We start from the raw sequence: 22,417 nt of genomic DNA, 5'->3' as shown, positions 1-22,417 counted from the left end.
TCACCTACCATAATCCGACGTTCGTCATTTTTTTACTTAAACGGTTGGCTAGGACTACTAAAATTAAGCTTACCACAGAGTTAAACAAGCCCGCCGCTGCCCCTACCTCATAATTTCCGCCTTGAAGACCCGCACGGTAAACATAGGTATTAATCACATCAGCTGTTTCATAGGTAGCAGGCTGGTACAACAGAATAATTGATTCATAACCTACTTCAAGAAAGCTGCCTAGATTTAAGATTAGTAAAATCATAATCGTTGGCAGCATGCCTGGAAGGGTGATATGCCACATTTGCTTCCACCTGTTCGCCCCATCCATTTTTGCTGCCTCATAAAGGGCCGGATTGATGCCGGCAATAGCCGCTAAATAAATAATGGCACTATAGCCTACATCCTTCCAAATCTGCATCGATCCAATATAAATGGTGCGAAAGAATTCCGGCATCGCAAGAAAATTGATTTTTTCTCCCCCAAATTTTTCAATGATAATGTTCACAATCCCATTCGTTGGCGCTAGAAAATTGGTGACGATACCTGCGATGATGACAACTGAAATAAAGTGTGGAAGATAAGTAATCGTCTGCACTGTCTTTTTAAACATCACATTTTTTACTTCATTTAACAGTAATGCGAGAATAATGGGTGCAGGGAAAGCAAAAATTAATCCCCAAAAATTGATCATAAACGTATTCACTAAGTTTCTGATAAAATACTCACTGCGAAAAAAACGTTCAAAATTTTCAAATCCCACCCAGGGACTTTCTGTTATCCCCTTAAATAAGCTATAATCTTTGAATGCAATTTGCAAACCGTACATCGGCTTATATGCGAAAATTAAATACCATAGAATAAACGGAATTAACATGAAATAGAGGTATTTATCCCGCCAGACAATCGTTTTTACGGCCTGCAGCTTCAAAGCAAATTCCGATCGGTTTGCTTGTGCACTCGTTTCTTTTACTTCTGACAATGGACTATTCAACTGCAACCATCCTTCCTCCGTTTACTCCCAGTGAATGCGCTTTCTTTTATCCAAATGAAAATCCCCCTCCTTATCTCTGTTAATTCTCATCATAAAAAATCGAGGGTCAGGTTTCTATCTTCATTTTTCAAGATACATATGCGAATATTCACTTAATTTAGAAAAACCGAGTGATGTAGCGGTTTTGTTTTCTTCCATTTTGAAAGTTTTGTAGATATTTTAAAAAAATGATTATACTATTTTCACAACCATCAACGTGACAGCCCAATAAAAAAAGCATGAACCGGATGTTTAAATCCTCTCCATGCCAAAAAATTAACTGCTTTTCTCATATTGTCCCGGCGGCAGTCCTACATATCTCTTAAATGTACGGATGAATGTGTTTACATTGTTGAAGCCTACCATTCCGGCCAGTTCCTTTATTTTTATCTCTCTATTTTCTAAGATTTCTTGTGCTTTGGATATTCGATATTTATTCAAGTAATCTTTATAATTTTCACCGGTATGATTTTTAAAAATGGTACTGATATAGCTGGTAGATAATCCAAATTCGTCAGCGAGGTCATGGAGAGAAATATCCTTTTCATAGTTTTGCTGAATATACTTCAAAAACTTCGTCGCAATTGACGTTTCTTCCTTACTCTCCGTCGTACTGATTTGCGTTAACAGCACGGAAAAGATCAAACGGATTCTTTCCTCTAGTTGGTCTTTATCATGAATTTGCTGAAGCTCAAAATGAAAGGTGGAAATTTCATCACCGAAAATCTCTTTCGATGTTTTATTGGCCGCCTGCAATATCCGGTTAATCGTTCCTCTGATCGCAAATACAAATTGGGAGAGTGCATTCTTTGTCAGCTTCTTAGAATGTAAATTTTCATCAAGAACACGATTCAGTATTATTTCCGCTTTTTCAATGTTTCCCTGAACAACTAGCTGAATTAAGCTCCGTTCGACTTCAAACGGAAAATAAAAGTTGGTCTGATCCAAATATTTAAAATCCTCGTAGGAGAGAACTGTATTCCGCTCCAAGGCGAATTTACTCTCTAAGATTTTCAGTGCACTTTCAAATGAATGATAGATATATTCCAATTTTGCAACAGGCTGGCCAACAGCTGTAATAATATTAAGCTCTAATTCTTTGTTCATCGTCGAGAATAATTGTCCCAGTTTTAAAACAATATTTTCCACATCTTCCTGATGAATGATCAGCACGATTTTTTCATAGCCATATTCAAATAATTCACAGGCAAACATCGGCTCAATTTCTTTTTTAAGAATGCCAAGGATTTGCTGCTTTACCGTCAGGATCCCCTCTTTAGAAAGTCTTTCCTGAAGCACGACATTGGAATCGACCTCAATGATGATAACCTTCAAGTCCTCCTGTTTGACCTTTAGGTGAAAGCGGTTTAGTTTTTCTGTAAACTCTTTTTGATTCATGGGTCCTACAACCATTTCGTTGAGGAATTGCTGTTTGAGCGGCAGCTTATTGAGCTCGATGGTCTGCTTCAGATTTTCATTCATTGTGCTAATTTGATCGGTCGTGCTTTTTATAAAAGAAAGTTCATCATTCCCTTCATATTTTTGGTATTGGGACAAATGATGAATGATATGTTGTATCGGTCGATACGTCCGATTCACAAAATAAGCTGCTAATAGAATTCCTGCTGCTAACAACGAAAGGCCAATCAAAAAGGCTTTTACATACACCTCTTTCATCGCTGTAATTAAAGCGGGTTTCGGTGAAAAATAAACATAATTTAAATTACTGAGAATATCTGACTGTGTAAGATGAATATCATACCTTGCCTTTCCCAATGTGACAGAACCGTTTTCAAAACTAAGCTCATCCAATTTAGCTAATTCCTTAGGTGCAAGGATCTCCTCCACCTTGGCGGATTCTAAGTCGGTCTGCAAATATTTTATTTCATCCTTTGTTACCAGGCCAAAGCCTTCCTTGCCCTCTCCTTCTACAAAGGAAAAAAAGCTTTTTGCATAAAAAGAAATAAAGAACAATGTTTCTACGTTATGAAAACTTGTTTCCTTTTTAATTAAAGTTAAATACTCACTATTATTTTCGTTCGAAAGGATCATGACTTGATGATTGCCGTATTGCGGGGTTGATTTATGTACATATTCCTCTAGTGCTGCAATATTCTTCTTAGAAAATCCTAATTCCTTAAAGAACAAGTCTTTGTTCATCGTTGAATCTTGTGTGACGACTACGTTATCTGCAAGATTCAGTATCCCGCTTTTATATTCAAAATTAGCAAATGCAGAATTATTGATTTTCAACTGTTTCAATACTTGCAGCATTCGGTAGTAATATTCATCTTTTTGATTTGGCCTAATATAATCTTTAAATTCCTGGCTATTTTGCAGCTGCATCAAGGCATTAAAAGCTACCTGGATTCTAGTATCAATACTTTCTTTCGCCTGCTCCAGCAGAATTTTCTGATGCTGACTTCTCTCTTTTTGGTACACTTCACTGCTGTCTTTGTATAAAAGGAAGGTGGTAACGGAGGAAAATAAAATAATAAAAACACCGAAGTACATCAGCATCTGCCAAAATAGTTTTCTCTTTTTCATTTTTACCTCCTTAATATTATTAACGCAATGGTCTGTAAGATTTCCCTTGAATGGCGTCTTTTCACGAAAATATCAGAATACATACTAAAGAGAAATAGGCGTAATTTACCATTTTGTATTTTTTGAAAATTTAGAATTGATTTCCGCTATTGATGATGTTAATTTAGTTTACAGTGAAAACACTTACAAAAAGGGAAACAAAGGAGGGTTCGTTTAAAAATTAGTAAGTTGCTTTTCATGAACGATTTGGGTGCTACGTTGAAGTTACTGGTAATTATATCATAACATCTATAAGAATAACTTACTAGAAGACCATTTTTCAGTTCACCCTATCATTCTTTCATTTTGACTCAATTATAATGCATAAACTGGTAGTAACATCACTACAACATTACAAATATAGGAGGGAAATATACCGTGAAAAAAAATATGATAACAGTACTGCTCGCCGGTGGTCTAGCTGTAAGCCCCACTATTGTTCCCCTTGCCAACAACGAAGTACAGGCATTAAGCACCGTAGAAGCGAAGGAATTGAGCGAGTCTACTCAGGAACAAATAAAAAACGATTTGGCAAGGTTCTATAATGGGATAGAAGGATTTCCTAGTTACTCCAGTTCTCATGCAGGTGGTGTAAGCGCCATCGGTGAGAATGCCTTTGCTGTTGCGATTAATCCCGAAACGGTTCCCATTATTGGTGCGGCTAGATTTGGTAAAGGTAGAGTAGTAGCAGCGGGTATGAGTGAGTATTTTGATTTTACTAATACAGATTCAACAAAAACAGCTGTTGCTAGTAACATATTAAAATGGGTGACAGATAAGGATAAAGTCCTACCCGTTCATTTAACCTACGAGGACGCTTTAAAAGGCAAAGGGAAAATTACAATGATTACAAATCGGGATATCCCTGTTAGTCACGATTTGCCAATAGTACTACAACACGTAGATAATTTCTTATCCATTCAGTTAAATCCGTTAAAACACCAGGTTGTTTATGTTAACAATTTTCATCAGCCTCTATCAGATGAAGAAGTACAAGTATTGATTAAATATGTGAAGCAGGGGGGAGCGGTAATTTTCGGAGAAAAAGGCTGGGTAATGGAAGGTTATCCGAAAGAATGGATGGCGAATGAAAACAGTAAACCAAACCTTTCCGATTACGGTATTCAAAAATTCCTCAATGAAGTTGGCCTATCCTTAACAAATATTACAGCAACCACAAAGACAGCAACACTGCCACCTCTCTCCTATGAAAAAGCACAAAATTATTATGTACCTGCACTTATTGATAAAGCTAAGGCGATTGAAAATGGATCATTGGATGTTAGCACCCTTGATATTGGTCCTGAAGGAGCGACATCCACTAAAAAGAAAGAAATTATTGCTCAAATTGTCAGTGGAACCATCGCCGGCTTAATAGAGGGCCACCCTCTTCAGCAGAAGGTCCTATCTGATTTAAGTCAACTCACTGTTACATGGCCATTTATTAAGAGCGATTTCCCTTATTCAAGTGCACTCTTGGCCTATCAAGTGAACGAAGCATCCTTAGATCCAAATGGTGAAAAATCACCCTATGCCGACCACTTTCCGGGCCCGGTTCCACAGGATGCACCTTTGATTAATAACAAAGAAATTCAAGTCGATTTTGATTATGAAGATCTTAGCCACTTAAGAATGGGTTATCCTCCAGGGAACTGGATCAGTACAGGTCTTTATGCCCCTGCAGGAGGCATAATCACCATTGATGTCCCAGAGGGAACAGAGGATTTGTATGTTCAAGTCGGTTCGCACACGGATGTGTTAACAGGAAAACCTACCTGGAGCCGTATGCCGGTGGTCGCATTGCAACAAAAGCTTGAACCTGGAACAAATCAAATAAAAAGCCCTTATGGCGGCCTTGTCTATCTTATTCCTAAAAAAGCAAAGGCAAATACCCAAACCTCTATTCATATAAGTGGCGGCGTTGCCTCCCCAACCTTTGTAAAAGGACAGACATCAAACGAGGAATGGCACAATTCGATTAAAAATAATCCGGCCCCTTGGGGTGAACTTGTAGGTGAGCACGTTATTTTCACATTGCCAAAAGAAGCTTTATTAACCATTAAGGATCCAGTGGCACTCATGGAACAGTGGGATTCCATTACTTCCAGCTACAATACTTTCGTCGGTATCTCGTCTGATTTACCAGTCCCTCATAAAAGTCCCGATAGACAGCACCGATATGTGGCAGATGTTCAGATTAGCGCAGGCTATATGCATGCAGGCTACCCAATCATGATTCCAATTGACCCGGCGGCTTCCCATGTAGTCGATCCAGAATTGGCCTTGGTAAGAGGATGGGGCTTTTGGCACGAAATGGGCCATGAATACCAGCAAAATCCTTGGAAATGGGGTGACATTACAGAAGTCTCAGTGAATATTTATACCCTTTTTATCCAGGAAAAATTTACAGATGTAAAAAGGCTGCTCCAAAAAAGTGCAGATGGGAAATCCCATTATGACAGAGCACTGGAATTTATTGCAAATCCTTCCCCTTCGAAGAAATTTACAGACTTGGATGGGATGGATCAGCTAGTATTCTTTAAACAGCTTCAATTGGCATATGGCTGGGACTTCTATACAGAATTGCATAAAGCCTATCGTGAGCTTGATAGCAGTACGCTTCCAACAACAGACCAGCAGAAGAAAGATATGCTTTTATTTATGACTTCCAAAATAGCCGACCAAAACCTTGTTTCTTTTTACCAGAAGTGGGGTTGGAGTCTTACAGAAGAAGGAATTCAAAAGGTAAATGCTCTAAATCTACCAGAACCTGAAGTTGCTGTTGAGACATTAAGAGAATACGAGTAAACAATAATCAACTATTTCATAAGCAGTGTCGATCATTTATTGTATCGACCTGCTTATAAGAAAAAAATGAGAGTGGTGAAAAAATGATACCTCAATTAAAGAAAATTATATATTCAAGCTTCTCTCTTCTCTTCTTAGCAGCGGCAACGATTCCAGCATCGGGTGCTGCAGAAGTTCAGTCTCCCAATCAGAAAAGTGTGGCCCAAGCCCATTCAGTGGAGGAAGACTACCCTTTTTTTATAAAAGATTTAGATGGAATCCCTGTTGTTTCTGGGAGCGGAGGTGTTGCTGCAATTGGTGAAGATGCATTTCCTGTCAATGTCCCAGAGGCAATTCCAAATATGGCAGCTTCCCGGTACGGGAATGGAAAAGTTGTATTAGCAGGTGATCAAAGATATTTTTCTTTGCAAAATAATCAGGAGCCGTTAAGCGTGCTTTCCCGTAATATTCTAATGTGGTTAACTGAGGAATCTGTTATTAATAATGGCAAGGGAACAAAATATACAGGAAGATATGAAGAAGCGCTAACAGCTAACAAGACTTTAAAATTGATTACGACTTCAGAGGATTTAACGATCGACCCTTCTCTTCCCGTAGAAGTCGTAAAAGTGGACAAATGGGACAGAAGCTCGTTAAACCCCAATAAATATACAGTTGCTTTGATTGATGAATCTGTTAAGGAAAGTGAAATTCCTATTCTTGAAAAATATGTACATCAAGGCGGCAATATTATTGCCACCATAAACGGCGGTGATCTAGAAGGCATTACAAGAAATACACCTGTAGAAAAAAGAGCAAAGCTCGGAAACTGGAGAGGAATCCGAATTAGCGAGCATTACCCTGTCCAGAATCTGTTAAATAAGACTGGTCTATCTCTGCTTAATGTGAAAACCAATTCATCGGGAACCTTAAATCATATGACTCCCGATGCCATTAAGGAAAATCACTTTTTAAATCGACTAAAACAAGGAAAGGAAATTGAGGATGGAGTTTTAGGCTTTAAAGATATTAATCTTGGCCCTGCTGGTACAGATAACGAAAAAAAGAAAAACCTGTTACTAAGTGTCTTAACCGAAACCCTGGAAACCATCACAATAGATTCACCACTGTATAATTGGGCAGTTAAGGAAGCAGCATCCTATGGTAAAGTTCAGTTTCCAATTAAAAAAGGTGAAATGCCCTATCGTAATTCTTTATTAAACTTCCAATTTACTCATTTCTCAATTGATGCCGGAAATGAAAAGTCACCGTATGCTGATGAATTTCCAGGAAAAGTATCTGAAGCGGCACAACCTGTTCAAAATAAAAAAATATCTATCAATCTTGGAAATCCTGATCTTATGTACACTCGTGCATTACCAAGCAAAAACTGGATCAGCACCGGGTTGTATGCACCACCAGGAAAAGACTTCACCATTAAAGTACCTGAAGGTGTTGAAAATGTTAGTGTCCAAATTGGCTCACACGATGATGAATTAAATGGATTGTCAGAGTGGAAAAGGGTGCCGAATATTGTTCACTTTAAAAAACTCACTCCTGGAACCAATGTGGTCAGCAGTCCATACGGAGGTTTAATTTATTTTATTCCTATGATGACCAATACTCCTGATCAGCAAGCGGATTTTTCAATAAGCGGTGCTATCGAAGCTCCCTACTACGAAATCGGAAAGACAACCGAACAAGAATGGCAAAATATAAAGGCTAGAGGAGCTACTACCCCGTTCGGTGAATTAAAAGGAGAAAAACTCATTATAACTCTTCCATCTGAATACTTATTAGAACTGGAAGATCCAGGGCGGATCATGTCACTATGGGATGATATTATTATGGATTATGATCGACTGGCAGGGCTGGATACACAAAAAGAAATGCCAAATAAAAGACATTCGATCCCCTTCCGTATTGTCCTGGATAAACAAATTAAAGGTGGATTAATGCATGCTGGATATCCTATCATGGTGCCAATTGAATATGGTTCCACTAATTATGCAGCTTCCATACTTGATGAATCCTATATCAAGAATAATGCTTGGGGATTCTGGCATGAAATCGGACATGAGTATCAGCAGGCTCCGTGGACTTGGGGAGACCTTGGAGAAGTAACAGTCAATCTTTTCTCCCTGCTGACACAGGAAAAATTCAATAACCCGTCCCGTCTATTGGATATTTCTAATGGAAAAGACTCATACGATAGGGCGTTAGAGTTTGTAATAGACCCCAATCCTGATAAGCTTTACAAGCAATTAGGAAACTTTGAAAGACTCGTCATGTTCCAGCAGCTTAGAATGGTTTATGGCTGGGATTTTTATACGAACATCTTTACAACTTATAGAGAGACGCCGGATGATCGCCTCCCAGCAACAAATCAGCAAATGATCGATACGTTTGTTACAATCGCTTCCAAAACAGCTGGAGAAAATCTGATAGAATATTTCTCTAAATGGGGAATTTACTGTTCGAACGATACTCAATCTCTAATTGAATCATTAAATCTGCCTAAGCCTAAGACTGGAATCTGGCTAATAAGAGAAGAGAAAAAATAATGGGTAAAGCAGCACATTAATAAAAAGAGCCATGTCATTTTTAAGACATGGCTCTTTTCTGCTGCGCGAATTTTCTGACTTCGTGGAATGACAATGGAATACTAAAGTCTTTCAATGTATAATTAGTGTATTCGAAAATAGATTAAATTAACGCAATAAGGAGTAATATATGATGATTAAAGATCCGAGATTACCCCTATATTTTCAATTGATGGATACCATCCTCGAAAAAATTGAACTTGGAGAACTGAAAGAGTATGAAAAACTGCCATCTGAAAGAGAACTCTGTGAATTATATAAAGTTAGCCGGACCACAGTCCGTCAAACCATGCAATCTTTAGAACGGGATGGATATATTTATAAAGTACATGGGAAGGGAAGCTTTGTATCTCCCAAAATATATAATCAAAGCCTAGTCCAATTTTATAGTTTTACCGAAGAAATGAAGAAAGCAGGAAAAAAACCCTCTACTCAAATACTCTCGTTCGAACAGGTTATTTGTGAGGATAACATTGCAAAAAAAATGAACTTATCAGGAAATTCAGATGTATATAAAGTGGCCAGGCTACGATTAGCAGATGATGAACCAATGCTTTATGAAACTTCTTACCTCCCAGTCTCTCGTTTTGAAAATTTAACAAAAAATCAGTTAGAAAATAAGCCGATGTATGAAATTTTCCGTAAATCTTATAATGTTACGATTACCAGGGCGACGGAAACGTTCAAAGCAGTATCCACACGAATGATTGAAGCTGAATATCTTCAAATAATTGAAAATACCCCCAGCCTCATGCTTGAGCGTACAACCTATGAGCACGATTCCATTATTGAATATACTGCTTCTATCGCTAGAGGTGATAAGTTTTCTTATACAGTAGAGTTGAAATAATAGATTATACTCCATGGATAGTAAACTATTTAATAACACCTTTTTTCAAAATTATATTGGCGTATTGTGCCGTTTCACTAGTGGCCACAACCGCAAAAGCCATTTTTGTACGATGATAAAATTCAGATCGTTCCATAAACTCAAAAGGAAATGAATAGTTTAACTGATGAATAATTTCTTCGTAGTCTTTCCATATCGTTGGTTGTACGGAATCACCAAGAACAACCGCCATGAATGCAACGGGATGTTCCACATACGTGTCTAACGGAAGAAATTCTAATATTGCTTTTAATAATTCAGATATTCCATGTCCATCACAACGAATAAGGCGCTCAGTGTGACTGGCAGCTGGGAAATTTCCATCTGCCAGTACAATTTCATCACCGTGCCCCATTTCCATTAAAGCCTTCATTAATTCCGGTGAAATAATCGAAGGTATCCCCTTAAGCATCCTGTATCACACTCGCTTCTTTACTTTTCATCTACAAAATAGTTAGTCAGCGATCCTAATTTTTCTATTTCTACCGTAACCTCGTCCCCTGGTTTAATATACACTTGCTTCTCTTCTGGGTACCCTAAAACGACTCCTTCTGGTGTACCTGTTAATATAATATCTCCAGGCTCCAATGTCATATGACGAGAAATATAACTTACAATTTCCGCACAGGAAAAAATCATATCTGATGTATGAGAATCTTGTCTTAGTTCACCATTTACATATGTTTTTAATGCAAGATCATTAGGATTACCTACTTCATCTGAAGTAACTAAGTATGGACCGATAGGACTGAATTTATCACAGGATTTCCCAAGCAGCCATTGATGCGTTCTCATTTGTAAATCACGTGCTGAAAGATCATTTACAGCACAGTAGCCAAAAACATAATCAAGCGCTTCCTCTTCTTTTACATTTTTCGCCTTTTCCCCAATTACAATGCCTAATTCAACCTCATAATCTAGCATATCTGTCACTTTTGGAACAGGTATTTCACTTTTATGCCCGGTTAACGCGTTATCAAATTTATTAAACAAAATTGGTACTTCCGGATAGTGGGCATTTGTTTCATCCGCATGTCTTCGATAATTTAACCCAACACAAATAATTTTATGAGGCTTTGTTACACACGGTCCCCAAGTCATTTTATCAGGAGCAACAAACACCGCTTTTTCTTCCGCTTGGACACTGGAGATAAAATCCTGAAGATTAGATAGTTCTTCTTTATTACTAGAAATGACAGACATTACATCTGTCTGGATGTTGCATTTTGCATTCTTCTCTGCAGTAGCAGCAATATCAATGATGCCTTGCTCTGTTTGAACACCTAATTTTTGTCTTCCTTGCTCTTCAATCGTTACTAGTTTCATGGTCTCCATCCTCTTCTTTTAAGCATTCTTGCCAAACACAACCCCGCCATCTATATAGAGGGGAGATCCCATCATAAATTTTGCCTCATCCGACGCTAAAAATAAGGCAGCGCTTGCAACATCTTCAGGTCTTCCTAACTCGCCGCTTAATTGCCTAGTTTTTATTTTATCGATGGCCTCTACTGGATCGCTATAAGAGGTTCTTAAATAATTTTCAACAAATGGTGTAAAAATCGTTCCAGGCAATAAGGCATTAACTCGAATATTATAAGGTGCATAGTCCACCTGCATCGCCTTTGTAAGCGATAATATCGCTCCTTTCGTGGCCGAATACAGCGCTCGTTTCATCAGCCCCATTTCTGCGGCACATGAGGACATATTAATGATACAGCCATTCTTCTGTTCCATCATATACGGAACAATATATTTGCTCGGCAAATACACACCCTTCACATTCACACACATTACCTTATCCCACTCTTCAGGCTCTACTTCATCCACTCGTCCAACATTACTGATTCCTACATTATTAAATAAAATATCAATTTTCGTATGTTCTTGAACGATTGATTCTGTCATTGCTCTTACCGATTCAGGGATTGTCACATCTTCATAATAAAATGTCGCACTTCCTCCTTTTTGGTATATTTCTTTCGCCGTATTTTCACCATTTTCCTCGTTGACATCATTGACAATAACGTGTGCACCTTCCTTAGCGAAAAGGAGGGCAGTAGCTCTGCCAATTCCGCTTCCAGCTCCGGTAATTAACGCTACCTTCCCATCTAATCTCATATGATTAAGTTCCTTTCTTGCTCCAAATGATCTTCTGGTTGTGCAGCCTTTACTGTGAGTCCTCCATCTACCATTAACAGATGTCCATTTACCTGCATGGCATATTCTGAGGCTAAAAACACAACCGCATCACCGATTTGTTTTTCCGTTCCAAGCCTCCTCATCGGATTGGCTTGAATTTCTTTGGCTAAAATTTCTTCATCTTTTAAATAATCATGACACATATCCGTTGCAACCGTACTGGGACCGACAGCATTTACATTAATATTGTATTTTCCTAATTCAATCGCCAGTGCCTTTGTTAAATGGCTTGCGGCCGCTTTCGATGAAATATAGTGCGGAATGACTGGGCTTGTAACGAGTAAGCTTGCCGTTGAGGTGATGTTAATGATTTTTCCGTATCTTTTTTCAATCATTTTTTTTGCCACTCGCTGCGTAGTAAGAAAAATAGATTTTACATTTGTTTGATAGGTACGATCCCAAATTTCCTCGGTTACTTTCATAAATGGCTCAAATGGGGCAATGCCAGCATTATTGACAAGGATATCGATCGATCCAAGAGTTTTTTCAACCTCGTCAATCATTTGATCTATCTCTTGCTTGATGCCAACATTCGCTTTCACAACCATGGCGCGGACATGATAATTTTCTATTATTTCCTGCTTTAATTTTTCTGCTTTCTCATAGGAACTCGGTGAGGTGTAATTGATGGCCACATGTGCACCTTCTTCAGCTAACCGCTCTACGATGGCCGCTCCAATACCTCTGCTTCCTCCTGTTACTAGGGCAACGCGATTTCTTAGTATCATCCAATCCCATCCTCCTAAAATTCTATTAAACTTACAAACTGATCCCTATTCTACTAATACTAAATTCCTGATGACCTAAAATCTCAGACTTTGTTTCTTGACCGTTCGCTACGTTTAAAATCATTTCATAGATATTCTGCCCGGATTCATCTAGCGTTTGGATTCCATGTAAAACAGGACTCGTATCGACATCCATATTGTCAGCCATACGTTTGGCCGTTAATTCGTTCCCTGTTATTTTGATTACCGGGATAATAGGATTGCCCGTTGGCGTCCCCCTGCCGGTGGTAAAACACACTAAATGAACGCCTGCTGCTGCCATACCGGAAACACATTCGATATCGTTTCCAGGTGAATCCATAAAATAATAGCCCTTTCCCGGAATTTCTTCCGCAAAGTCAACGATGTCCTGTAATGGAGCTGAGCCAGCTTTACTAATACATCCAAGTGATTTTTCTTCTATGGAAGATAAACCTCCATCAATATTTCCAGGACTCGGATTCCCCCCTCGCATATCTACACCCATTCGTTCAACCTCATTTTCAAATTGCTGGACGCATAGGTATAGTTTTTCCCTTACTTTCGAGTTAACAGCCTTTGCCGTGACAAGGTGCTCTGCTCCAATAATTTCTGTCGTCTCGCCCCTGACAATGGTTCCACCCTCGTTGAGAAGCATGTCTGCAGCCTTCCCAAGTGCTGGATTGCTGCACAAGCCAGAAGTAAAGTCAGAACCTCCGCATTTCACCCCAACGATCAGCTCCGAAACAGAAACATCGTCCATTGGCGTTTTTTCAATTTCCTTCATGAGTTTCTTTGCTTCTTCAACCCCTCTTTGGATCGTTTTAATGGAACCGCTTCATTTTGAATATCAATCCAAATAACAGGTTTACCCGTTGACTCAATTTCTTCTTTTACTTTAGCCGCATTAATTACCTCGCATCCGAGACTAACGATTAAAACAGCTCCTACATTAGGGTTTTTTCCCATACCGACTAACACTTTATGTGTTCGTTCTTTATCCGCACCAACCTGGCTACATCCATGTTGATGAGGAATTGCAACCGAACCGGGCACTTGCTGTTGAACTCTTGAACAGACTTGATTGGCACATATGACAGTAGGCAAGATTAATAGATGATTTCTAATGCCAATTTTTCCATTTTCACGGCGATATCCTCTAATGGTTTGCAAATTCTTTACCTCCTCCGCGGCCTATATCTCCTCTTCCCCTTATGCCTTCGATATTATGAACATGGACATGGGTCCCAGCAGGAATTTCTATAGTAGCAGCACCAATAACTTCACCGTATTTAATCACTTCTTCGTTTTGACGAATGACAGTAATCGATACTTTATGTCCAAAAGGAATGTCTTGAATTAATGTTAACTGAAAAGCTTTTCCATCCCTTATGTACGTTATAACCTCATCCTTTTTACAATCCTTCAGAAGCGTTGCAACATTATCCTGATCGTGCATCACTATGCATGAAAGTCCTTTTTGAAAGGCTTGTTCAGCCATAGAATATTCCCTCCTTCGAATCTTTTTACGGCAATCGATAAAATCGTTTCGCATTTCCTCCATATAACAATTCTATTTCTTCCACCGTCAATTCTTTAGGCAAGTTTTCATGTAAAATCTGGACAATATCATCATAATCTGCTGCAAGGAGGCAGACCGGCCAGTCACTGCCAAACATAATCCGTTCATGACCAAAACACTGAATAATATGATGAATATATGGCTTAAACTCATGAATCTCCCATGATTGATGGTCTGCTTCCGTCACTAGTCCAGACAATTTGCACATTAGTGTTTCATACTTTGAAACTTCTTCTATCCAATCTGCCCACGATTCCCATTGCTGTTCCTTAATATTAGGCTTTGCACAATGATCAATAACAGCTCGTAAGCTAGGAAACTCCTTTAACAACTCTACGATATGCCGTAAATGTTTGGGATAGATTAATAGATCCAGGGGAAAGTCGTTTTCTACCAAAAGCCGAATATTGCGCTTCACTTCAGGTTTTAATATCCAATGATCGTTTGCCATACTTTGTAGCATCGGTCTTATTCCAACAAATTTCGGCCACTTCAACAACCGTTTAAAATGATTAGGAAATTCCGCGGAGGACAAATCAATCCATCCAACAACTCCGCCCATAAATTCATACTGATCGGCTAAATCCAGTAAAAATTCGGTTTCTTCAATAGATTCAGCAGCTTGTACTACAATCGTTTGCTTGATATTGTGCCGTTTTAAATGCATATCCAAATCTCCAGGGAGAAAATCCCTATAAATTGGTTTTAAACCAGGAGTAGGCCAGTCATACAGCTTTGTATCTAATTTCCAAAAGTGCTGATGAGCATCAATTTTCATGTGACACTTCCAAAGACAACGCTCACTTGTATGCATTGGTATATCTCCTCCCCGTTTCTCTGTTAGTACTCATCATAAAAAATTCTGCGATTAGTTTCTATCTTCATTTTTTGTTGTATACACTCAAATTTTCGTCTTATTAGGAATTATCTGAATTTTATTCACCTTAATTTCTATGTTTTTTAAAGTTTTGTAGATGTTTTAAAAAAATGAATATATATAAAAAGACATGAACCAGCTATTAAGACAGCTTCATGCCAAAAGATTAAAAACTTTTATCATATTGCACGGCGGCAGTCCCACATAGTGCGGATGCAAATTTATCGGCCAAATCATTCAGTGAAATATCCTTTTCATAGTTATGGTGAATATAATTCAAAATACTGAAGCAATCAATGCTTCTTCCTTACTTTTCTCTATGCTAATCCTGGTCAAAAGGACGGAAAAAATTGAGAGGCAATTTGATATTTCGCCGTTGCCTATGCCGCGATTAAAAAACCGGACGTTGTTACCCTCTTTTTTTTCATATGATCGTTTTATCCCTAAAAAAAAGTACAAAAAAAGACGATTCGAGAGGGAGCGAATCGTCTTTTTGCTTTACCTATTTAGGCTGTTACTTTTGCTTTGTTTTTTCTAACTGTTTTGTTGATGAATGGTACTACCCAGTAGTTTAAACCATATTTTCCAGCGTTGATCCTGCTGCTAAGATGGTTAAGCCTAAGAAAAAGGGCTGGCTAGAACAGCCCTATTAGCTGAAGACTGAGAAAACTAGCTAATATCTCATACAAAAATTGTTGCAATTTAGACGTTATTACAAAATAACTTATTATGGTCGAAATCATGTCTAATTAAAGGCTGTTTTCAGCAGCAAGATATATCAGTATCATTTACCCTTTTCTCAATTTTCCTACTATTTAAATCAGTGTTCACAGCTAAGATGTTCTGTGTTACTATCGGAAAGGCTTTGGAAAAATGCTATCCATCATAAATTGAAGAACTTGGAAATCAAGTCATCTCACCTTCCAAACCACAGTACAAATAAACATACGAGGTGTATGATGAAAACAAACAAATTAACCCAAATCGAAAACAAGAAACTTTTAATGGACATCGTGGGGCTAAAAATAAAACTAAGTGAATTATTTAACCAAACTGGCCCAAATACTTCCGAATATATAAGTCTATCAATCAAACTTGATTGCCTGATGAATGAATACTTTAATGAGAAAATAGAACAACTAATCTAACAAGTAAGAGACCAGCAAAACTTTGCTGGTCTCTTTTACATCTCCAGACCACCTATAGATCCAACTCCAATTTCTTTTCATAGCGGTTACTCCAGAATGCACAAAACATGTTTATTTTATCGGACCATGTCCTTTTCGCTTATTTTTCTATATATAAAGGGTGAAAGGAGGTGATCGACAATGGCACAGGCAGTTGTAACATCGTCTAAGTTACGTTTGGTGTTTCAAGTAGGCATGGATGACGAAGGGAAACCCGTTTTAAAATCAAAGACACTTAGTAATATCCAGAAATCCGCTACAGCTGATCAACTTTTCCAAGCAGCACAAGCGTTGATCGGTTTATCAAACGATACTCTCAGCAATATTGAGAGAGTCGACAATGCAGATTTACTAGCTTAATGGAAAAATAAATAGCGATAGGAGGTGAATGAAATGGCTAAAACATTAGAGTTGGAGTTTGTTACTGAGTTTGGTAAATCGGCACGTTTATCAATAGAAAATCCAAAGGAACCGATTGAGGAATCAGTCGTGAAGGCAGCGATGGAGGAAATGATCGCATCAGGAGTTTTCACTTCTACAAACGGTAATTTTGCTTCTGTAAAGGGAGCTCGCATGATTGACCGCAATGTAACGGAATATGAAATAATTTAATAGAGTAGAAGGAGGCCGGGTTCCGAGGGAAGCCGGCCTTTATTAAGAAGAAAGGAGTGAAATCTTATGGAGCAAATGATACCTCTTATCAGTGAGGTAGGATTTCCAATCGTTGTGACCCTCTATTTGCTATATCGGATTGAATCGAAGCTAGATATGGTAGTCCAATCGATTCAAAATCTTCCCGAACGCATGAAGGCATAGAAGCTAAACCACTATGTCACCTTCAAATTAATAGAACCTTAAACCTTTGTTCATAGTTTGTTCATACTTAGGGGGTAAGATAAATACATGAAGAGGACAAACATTTTTCTCTCTCTTTCATAAACCCCCTTTTATAAGATTTCTTTTTGGATTCGGCAACCGGCCGGATCCTTTTTTTTAGCTCTTTTCTAAAACTTTGCTGCTGTTGGAGATTAAAAAGCACTTGAATGAATTATGACCTCTTGCAAACTGGATTCAAATTTAAGAAAAGAGCTAGCAAACATACTTTATTCATAAAGATAGATTGTTCCACGTTAAAATCGGCTTTAGGATTTTAACAACCAAATACGGAAGATAGCCTTTTTTATGAAAATTTTGCACCTGACTCGCATAGAATGGAATGTTACTTATTTTTGCTGAAACGTTTCATTCCTTTTTCCGTTTGTTGATGTGAAAATTCACTATGGAGGCAGGTGTTATATGAATCTAACAATAAAAAAGTGTCTAGAATGCGGTGGAACTTCCTTTACGCAAGCAAGTGACCACAAATGCTTTCGTTCAATAGAAAAAAGTTTTACAAAGGGAACCGTAGAGAACTATATTGTATGTTTAACGTGTGGTGAAATTCTGTCCATTTATATCCTGCACCCCGGTAAATTAAAATACGGCAATCACTAAGCTATGTGATTGCCTTCTGGCGCTCAGCTTATCCAGAAAATCTCCTGCTAAGCCCGCTATTTTCCTTTATCCACTCCCCACAAATTTTACTTTTATTAAAAAAGTACAAGTAACCCGCTAAATTAGCGAAGATAAATTCTATCAAACAACTTTTTTAAAAATTTTACTTGCAAGAGCGCTTACATTAAGTTTATAATATCCATAAACCGATTTACTAAACCGATTTACTAAAACAATTTAATTTAATTACTTCAAAGAAGGTGTCATAACCATGCAAAATGTGATTGTTCCTTTAAATGCTTTTGAGAGAGTTGAAGTCTTAGAGAAAGGACAAACTTCTTTTATTAAGCTTATTGCCAGTTCAGGTGCGTTTGGAATTGAGATTCGCCGGGAGTTATTTTCAGAACAAGATCCGCCGTTAGAAAGCATGAAACTAGAAATAGAACAACATCAACTTTTTACTGTGTATTCGGCACCCGTCGAGTTATGGAATGCGAATCATCAGTTAAATGAACAAGAGTTATCTACGATTTTTGAAGAAGGAAAGAAGCTAGGTGCCAAGTGGGTCAAAGTATCACTCGGACATTTTAGTAAAGAGCAATCCAATGTAAGCCACTTGCACTTCATTCTGAAGCAGCATTCTGATATTCAATTGTTCGTAGAGAACGACCAAACGCTGTATGGCGGAAATGTTTCCAACTTAAAGGCATTTTTTGAAAGCGCCTCCGAACAGAATGTGCCGGTTAAAATGACAATGGATGCCGGAAACTGGTACTATTCCAAACAGGATATAGACGACGCTTTAAGTCAGCTCTCCCAATATGTCCAGTATCTTCATTTGAAACAGGTCGATTTGGAAAACGGAGAACTCGTAACCGTGCCGCTTCAAAAAAACATTGGACACAGTTGGGAAAAAGTGATGAACAGCCTCCCTTCCAATCTAGTGAAAGCGCTTGAGTTCCCCATACAACCAAAGGAACGAACAAAAGAGTATATCCAAATGATGACAGAAAGCGAGGTACTACTATGAAAAAGTTAGATGTGGTAACATTTGGCGAAGCAATGGCGATGTTCATGGCGAATCATCCTGGTTCCTTACATGAAGTTAACCAATTCACCCGTGAGCTTGCAGGCGCCGAAACCAACGTTGCAATCGGTCTTGCCCGCCTTGGACTGGGCTCTGGCTGGGCGAGTAAAGTAGGAAATGACGCATTTGGAAAATTTATTATGAACCGTCTCCAAAATGAAAACGTCAACATAGACCATGTTTTGCTAGACAACATGTATCCTACTGGGTTCCAGTTAAAATCAATGGTAGTAGAAGGAGATCCTGAAGTTCAATATTTCCGTAAAGGATCCGCTGCAAGTCATCTTACTGTAGAAGATTTTAACGAAGAGTATTTCACAGCCGCTAAACACCTTCATATGACAGGGATTCCATTAGCGATTTCAACAAGTGCACGAGCATTTGCCAAACATGCATTAACGACTATGAAAAAAAATGGCCGAAAGGTCTCCTTGGATCCGAATTTACGCCCGACTCTTTGGGCATCACAAGAAGAAATGGTAAAAGAAATCAATGAGGCTGCTTTCCAAGCGGATTACGTTTTGCCGGGGTTAGCCGAGGGTGAAATTTTAACAGGTTTCAAAAACCCTCGTGATATTGCTTCCTTTTACTTGGATAAGGGTGTTGAGCTTGTGGTCATTAAGCTTGGACCAGCTGGTGCTTTTTATAAAACAGCAACCGAAGAAGGAACCGTACTCGGCTTTCCTGTAGAAAAAGTCGTCGATACCGTTGGCGCAGGTGATGGTTTTGCTGTCGGAGTGATCAGTGGACTTCTTGAAGGTCTCTCCATACATGACGCGGTTATGCGGGGAAATGCAATTGGTTCACTAGCTGTTCAGTCACCTGGTGACAATGATGGCTATCCAACGAAAGAACAGTTAAAGAAATATATAGATAATAAATTACAGGGAGTGAATTAACATGAAACAAACAATTGCTAAAAAAAGATGGTTTTATTTAATTCCAATTGCTTTTATTACTTACAGTCTTGCCTATCTTGACCGTGCGAACTATGGATTCGGTGCTGCTTCCGGATTAGCGAAGGACCTTGACATTACAGCGGCGACTTCTTCCCTGCTTGGGGCACTTTTCTTCTTGGGTTATTTCTTTTTCCAAGTACCAGGAGCAGCTTACGCAGAGAAAAAGAGCGCCAAGGTACTGATTTTTTGGTCATTGATTGCTTGGGGCTTACTTGCTACGTTTACGGGTATGGTAACGAATGTAAAGTTACTGTTCGTCATTCGTTTCTCCCTTGGAGTCGTAGAAAGCGCTGTTATGCCGTCGATGCTTGTACTATTAAGCAACTGGTTTACGAAAAAAGAACGTTCTCGTGCCAATACATTCTTAATTCTTGGTAATCCTGCAACTGTTTTGTGGATGTCGATTGTTTCTGGTTATTTAGTTGAATCCGTCGGCTGGAGATGGATGTTTATTATTGAAGGACTACCTGCTGTCGTTTGGGCGTTTATTTGGTGGAAGTTAGTTAATGATAAACCGCGTGAAGCAAAATGGTTAACGGATAAAGAAAAGTCTGATCTTGAATTGCAATTAGCTAAAGAGCAAGAAGGTATCAAGCCCGTTAAAAATTACGGCGAAGCCTTCAAATCAAAACCAGTTATTCTATTAAGCGCTCAGTACTTCTTATGGAGCATTGGTGTATATGGCTTTGTGATGTGGCTCCCTTCTATTATTAAAGCGGCGCCAAATATGGATATTGTGACAACAGGTTGGTTGTCTGCAGTCCCTTATTTATTAGCGGTTGTTCTGATGTTAGTTGCTTCCTATTTCTCTGATAAAATGATGAACCGAAGTGCTTTTGTTTGGCCATTCCTATTAATTGGCGCAATCGCCTTCTATGCTTCTTATGCAATTGGTACGCAGCATTTCTGGATTTCCTTTGCGCTGTTGGTCATTGCAGGTGGTGCGATGTATGCTCCGTACGGTCCGTTCTTTGCGATTATTCCTGAGATCCTGCCACGTAACGTTGCCGGTGGTGCAATGGCCCTGATTAACTCTATGGGTGCATTAGGATCCTTCGTTGGTGCCTATATTGTAGGATATTTGAACGGTGCAACAGGTGGATTTGGTGCTTCTTATATCTTTATGGCAGGATCTTTATTCCTATCTGCAATCTTGACTGTTTGGGCGGTAAATGTTGCAAAAAAGGATAGCAGCAAGTCCGCAGATATGAAAATGAGTGCGTAATAATTTCACGTAGCGCGGTTAGCATTATGGTTGAGGATGACAAAAATATGTCATCCTCTTTTCTTTATAAAAAAAAGACCGTACATCGAAGATACTGGATAAATAGCTGATTTGCCGCTAAAATGAAAGCAATGAACCATAGGAAAGAGGAAAATAAGCATGGAAAAAGTAACGATGGCCGATGTGGCTCGTGAAGCAGGTGTTTCAAAAAGTACCGTTTCTCAATACTTAAATAAACGATATGAATATATGAGTGAAAAAACCAAGCAGAAAATTGAGGAGGCCATTGACACCCTAGGGTATCAACCCAATTTTTTAGCCAGGAGCCTCAAACAGAAGCGTACCTCTCTTATTGGAATCATTGTTGCAAATATAACACATTATTTCTCAACAGAAGTGAGCCGTGCGATTGAGGATTTCTTTCATCAATATGATTTGCAGACCATCGTCTGCAATGCCGATGATGATCCCGATAAGGAAAAGAAGTATATTGAAATGTTGCGGGCGAAACAGGTGGATGGGCTGATTATTTTTCCAACAGGAAAAAATAATGAATTATATGAAAGCATGATAAATCAAGGCTATCCCGTTGTGTTTGTCGATCGAAAAGTAGAAAATCTTGATGTGTTTTCCGTGATTACCGACAACACCGAATCCACCTACAAGGCCATTCAGCATTTCATCGAAAACGGACATAAAAATATTGCCTTTGCTGTCCAGCCGCTTACAGTCAGCACGCGGATAGAAAGATTGGAAGGATACAAAAAAGCTTTGAATGACGCAGGCTTAGAGGTAAATCCAAATTACATTATCGAAGCAAGTATTCCCAAAATGAAAAAGAAATTGGAAGAGCTTTTTTCATTAGATGTAAAACCAACAGCCCTATTTGCAGCAAATGATCGTGTTTTTATTGCTCTTGGAGAATTCTTAAAAGAAAAAGGAATGAAGTTTGGGAAAGACCTAGATGTAGTAGTATTTGATAACATCCCCTTCTCCCAAATGCTCGAGACAACCCTATCCTTTATCTTACAACCAGCAGCAAAAATGGGGACCAAAGCCGCCGAACTCCTTTATCAACAAATTCGCAAAGAAAATCATGACCCCGAAGTAATCGTATTTCCGAGCGAGATTAAGTAGGTTGTGCTTAAGTTGGTGCCTGTCACCGCTCGTGGACA

General features: G+C 38.7%; 19 protein-coding genes and 1 pseudogene. 11 read left to right on the top strand and 9 right to left on the bottom strand.

What is annotated here, in order from left to right; translation table 11 throughout:
* Window positions 1–4 precede the first annotated feature (4 nt).
* The gene (locus F4694_RS00315; RefSeq protein WP_374757392.1) at window positions 5–988 is read right to left on the bottom strand and encodes an ABC transporter permease; all 984 of its coding nucleotides are present in this window, start codon (window positions 986–988) and stop codon (window positions 5–7) included.
* A gap of 309 nt (window positions 989–1,297) precedes the next feature.
* Entirely contained in the window at window positions 1,298–3,568 is a 2,271-nt protein-coding gene (locus tag F4694_RS00310; protein ID WP_179594915.1) for a helix-turn-helix transcriptional regulator, read from the bottom strand.
* Window positions 3,569–3,985: 417 nt separating this feature from the next.
* Here F4694_RS00310 and F4694_RS32585 point away from each other — a divergent pair, with 417 nt between their 5' ends.
* From F4694_RS32585 to F4694_RS00295, 3 genes are all read left to right on the top strand, one after another.
* On the top strand, window positions 3,986–6,415 hold the full coding sequence (locus F4694_RS32585; protein ID WP_179594914.1) for a M60 family metallopeptidase: 2,430 nt from the start codon (window positions 3,986–3,988) through the stop codon (window positions 6,413–6,415).
* Between the two features lie 83 nt (window positions 6,416–6,498).
* Window positions 6,499–8,958, top strand: coding sequence for a M60 family metallopeptidase (locus tag F4694_RS00300; RefSeq protein ID WP_179594913.1), 2,460 nt, complete (start codon window positions 6,499–6,501; stop codon window positions 8,956–8,958).
* 169 nt (window positions 8,959–9,127) lie between these two features.
* Window positions 9,128–9,847, top strand: coding sequence for a GntR family transcriptional regulator (locus F4694_RS00295; protein ID WP_179594912.1), 720 nt, complete (start codon window positions 9,128–9,130; stop codon window positions 9,845–9,847).
* 25 nt (window positions 9,848–9,872) lie between these two features.
* Here the strand turns inward: F4694_RS00295 and F4694_RS00290 are convergent, their stop codons facing one another.
* The 7 genes and pseudogenes from F4694_RS00290 to F4694_RS00260 form a co-directional block, all read right to left on the bottom strand.
* Window positions 9,873–10,298, bottom strand: a complete 426-nt coding sequence (locus F4694_RS00290) for an RbsD/FucU family protein (RefSeq protein ID WP_179594911.1) — start codon at window positions 10,296–10,298, stop codon at window positions 9,873–9,875.
* A gap of 20 nt (window positions 10,299–10,318) precedes the next feature.
* Window positions 10,319–11,212 (bottom strand): fumarylacetoacetate hydrolase family protein, encoded by an 894-nt coding sequence (locus F4694_RS00285; protein WP_179594910.1) that lies wholly within the window; start codon window positions 11,210–11,212, stop codon window positions 10,319–10,321.
* An 18-nt stretch (window positions 11,213–11,230) separates the two neighbouring features.
* A complete protein-coding gene (locus F4694_RS00280; protein ID WP_179594909.1) occupies window positions 11,231–12,004 on the bottom strand; it encodes an SDR family NAD(P)-dependent oxidoreductase in 774 nt (257 codons plus the stop codon).
* A complete protein-coding gene (locus F4694_RS00275) occupies window positions 12,001–12,813 on the bottom strand; it encodes an SDR family NAD(P)-dependent oxidoreductase (RefSeq protein ID WP_179594908.1) in 813 nt (270 codons plus the stop codon). The genes F4694_RS00280 and F4694_RS00275 overlap by 4 nt, the downstream gene beginning before the upstream one ends.
* Window positions 12,814–12,844: 31 nt before the next feature.
* A pseudogene (locus F4694_RS00270) lies at window positions 12,845–14,004 on the bottom strand (UxaA family hydrolase).
* Window positions 13,991–14,332, bottom strand: coding sequence for a UxaA family hydrolase (locus tag F4694_RS00265; protein ID WP_179594907.1), 342 nt, complete (start codon window positions 14,330–14,332; stop codon window positions 13,991–13,993). Before F4694_RS00265 ends, F4694_RS00270 begins: the two are co-directional and overlap by 14 nt.
* 25 nt (window positions 14,333–14,357) lie before the next feature.
* Window positions 14,358–15,191 (bottom strand): amidohydrolase family protein, encoded by an 834-nt coding sequence (locus F4694_RS00260; RefSeq protein WP_218895471.1) that lies wholly within the window; start codon window positions 15,189–15,191, stop codon window positions 14,358–14,360.
* A 1,058-nt stretch (window positions 15,192–16,249) separates the two neighbouring features.
* Between F4694_RS00260 and F4694_RS00255 the strand changes: the two genes are divergently transcribed.
* The 8 genes from F4694_RS00255 (at window position 16,250) to F4694_RS00220 (ending at window position 22,379) form a co-directional block, all read left to right on the top strand.
* On the top strand, window positions 16,250–16,438 hold the full coding sequence (locus tag F4694_RS00255; RefSeq protein ID WP_179594905.1) for a Spo0E family sporulation regulatory protein-aspartic acid phosphatase: 189 nt from the start codon (window positions 16,250–16,252) through the stop codon (window positions 16,436–16,438).
* A gap of 180 nt (window positions 16,439–16,618) precedes the next feature.
* Window positions 16,619–16,837, top strand: coding sequence for a DUF1659 domain-containing protein (locus F4694_RS00250; RefSeq protein WP_179594904.1), 219 nt, complete (start codon window positions 16,619–16,621; stop codon window positions 16,835–16,837).
* A 33-nt stretch (window positions 16,838–16,870) separates the two neighbouring features.
* Entirely contained in the window at window positions 16,871–17,089 is a 219-nt protein-coding gene (locus tag F4694_RS00245) for a DUF2922 domain-containing protein (protein WP_179594903.1), read from the top strand.
* Between the two features lie 66 nt (window positions 17,090–17,155).
* Window positions 17,156–17,293 carry a YvrJ family protein gene (locus F4694_RS00240; protein WP_034673739.1) on the top strand — a complete coding sequence of 46 codons (138 nt, stop codon included), beginning with the start codon at window positions 17,156–17,158 and terminating at the stop codon, window positions 17,291–17,293.
* Window positions 17,294–18,242: 949 nt separating this feature from the next.
* A complete protein-coding gene (locus F4694_RS00235; protein WP_179594902.1) occupies window positions 18,243–19,001 on the top strand; it encodes a sugar phosphate isomerase/epimerase family protein in 759 nt (252 codons plus the stop codon).
* Complete coding sequence (locus tag F4694_RS00230) at window positions 18,998–19,957, top strand: sugar kinase (RefSeq protein WP_179594901.1); 960 nt, start codon at window positions 18,998–19,000, stop codon at window positions 19,955–19,957. Before F4694_RS00235 ends, F4694_RS00230 begins: the two co-directional genes overlap by 4 nt.
* A 1-nt stretch (window position 19,958) precedes the next feature.
* On the top strand, window positions 19,959–21,242 hold the full coding sequence (locus F4694_RS00225) for an MFS transporter (RefSeq protein WP_179594900.1): 1,284 nt from the start codon (window positions 19,959–19,961) through the stop codon (window positions 21,240–21,242).
* Between the two features lie 159 nt (window positions 21,243–21,401).
* The gene (locus tag F4694_RS00220; protein WP_179594899.1) at window positions 21,402–22,379 is read left to right on the top strand and encodes a LacI family DNA-binding transcriptional regulator; all 978 of its coding nucleotides are present in this window, start codon (window positions 21,402–21,404) and stop codon (window positions 22,377–22,379) included.
* Window positions 22,380–22,417 lie beyond the last annotated feature (38 nt).

It is taken from the genome of Neobacillus driksii (genome assembly GCF_013409995.1).
In the GTDB taxonomy this organism is placed as follows: Bacteria; Bacillota; Bacilli; order Bacillales; family Cytobacillaceae; genus Neobacillus; species Neobacillus driksii.
The sequence above is the reverse complement of the archived record's forward strand: the minus strand, read 5'-3'. Positions and strand labels throughout refer to the sequence as shown.